This window comes from Pseudomonas borbori, assembly GCF_900115555.1.
Lineage (GTDB): Bacteria > Pseudomonadota > Gammaproteobacteria > Pseudomonadales > Pseudomonadaceae > Aquipseudomonas > Aquipseudomonas borbori.
Genome location: NZ_FOWX01000090.1, coordinates 1 through 1,823 on the forward strand (window position 1 = coordinate 1; position 1,823 = coordinate 1,823).

Consider the following 1,823-nt stretch of genomic DNA (forward strand, 5'->3'; position numbering starts at 1 on the left):
GACCGATGCGGTTAGAATTTAGACCCCGCGCAATCGGGTGGAGGCACCGGTCACGTTGTTAGCGAAATGACCGGTCACGTTCACCGAAATCCGCACAGCCCCTTACGACAGGCTACCAAATACAAAAAAGTGGCTCCTGTTGTATCAAACCCTCCACGGTCCTCTCCACTGCCTTGTTTGCCCAATGGGCAGCAGCCAGCATCTGCAGCATGGATCTGGGCAACAAGGAGGAAGACCGTCATGCCAGCAACAATAGAGCAACGCCCTGCCCGTTTGAACTCTTGTGCGCCCCGAATCCTTCGAGCAAATGTGGCACCTGCCTACCTGGGTATGTGCCGCACTGAGTTCAACAAAACCGTTCGCCCCTACGTCCGCGAGTTCCGTATTGGAGTGCAGGGGATCGGATTTGATCGAGAGGAACTGGACGCCTGGGCCGACGCCTATATCGACCGGGCCATCATTGAAAAGGAAGGTGCCAAGGGACATGATCACTCCCGCAGCGAGCGCCAAGGAGAAAAACCATGGCGCGAAAAACCATTAGCGGCCTCTACCAAAGGAACGGGATCTGGCACATCGACAAGGTCTTCAGAGGTCAGCGAATTCAGGAAAGCACTGGATCAAGCGATAGGAAGGAGGCAGAGCAATACCTGATACACAAGCTGGAGAAACTGCGCGAGCAGAAGATCTACGGCGTACGCAGGATCAGAACCTGGCGGGAAGCAGCCACTCGTTATCTGGTGGAGTACAAGGGTCAGCCCTCGATAAGTCTGACTGCCATCCATTTGAAGCAGCTGGATCCATATATCGGGGATATCCCTCTGACTCATATCGATGATGAGACGTTAAATCCGTTCATCAAAGATCGCCTCAAAATCAGCAGGACCTGCAGCGGCAAGGTGAAGCCTGGAGTTTCCTACAGGACGGTGAACATCACCCTAGAGCGGGTCATACGCATCCTCAATCTTTGCGCCAGGAAATGGCGTGATGAGCAGAAGCGCCCCTGGCTCGATGTGGTACCGATGATCAGCAAGCTGGAAGAGAAGATAACGAAACGCTCCCCCTACCCGATGTCCTGGGAGGAACAATCGATTCTTTTCGCCGAGTTACCCGACCACCTGCGCCGCATGGCGCTGTACAAGGTGAACAGCGGCTCACGCGAGCAAGAAGTCGTAAAACTCCGTTGGGACTGGGAAATACCGGTTCCGGAGCTCAAGACCAGCGTGTTCCTCATACCTGCTGATTTCGGCGGCAGGCATGAGAGTTCCGGGGTCAAGAATGGTGACGAACGGCTAGTGGTGCTGAACAACGTGGCTAAATCAGTCATCGAGGGGCAACGAGGGCTGGACCCTGTATGGGTATTCCCTTATGGAAAGCCCGAGCGAGATGGCAGGGCGAATCCAGTTCATCGGATGAACGATTCGGCATGGAAGAAAGCCAGAGTGCGAGCGGCAAAGAGATTTCAGGAGCAGTTTCTGCGCCCAGCTCCAGCCGGCTTCGCCTCGATACGTGTCCACGATCTGAAGCACACCTTCGGTCGAAGACTCCGGGCAGCTGGGGTGACAGAGGAAGACAGGAAGGCTCTTCTAGGCCACAAGAACGGCAGCATCACCAGTCACTATTCGGCCGCGGAACTGGGCAAGCTGATTGATGAAGCCAACAAGATTTCGGCTACCGACTCTCGAGGCCCGGCGCTGACAATACTGAGGAGAATGGCAGGATGAAAAAAGTCCCGCAAAAGTCCCTGACACAAAAAAGCCCGATTCTTGAGAAACCGGGCTAAGTCGTTGAAAAATATGGTCGGGACGGAGTGATTCGAACACTCG

At 54.8% G+C, this 1,823-nt stretch carries 1 protein-coding gene; it reads left to right on the forward strand.

Annotation, left to right across the window (positions count from 1 at the left end; all coding sequences use genetic code 11):
• Nucleotides 1–521 precede the first annotated feature (521 nt).
• Entirely contained in the window at nucleotides 522–1,721 is a 1,200-nt protein-coding gene (locus BM315_RS24095; protein ID WP_090506222.1) for a tyrosine-type recombinase/integrase, read from the forward strand.
• Nucleotides 1,722–1,823 lie beyond the last annotated feature (102 nt).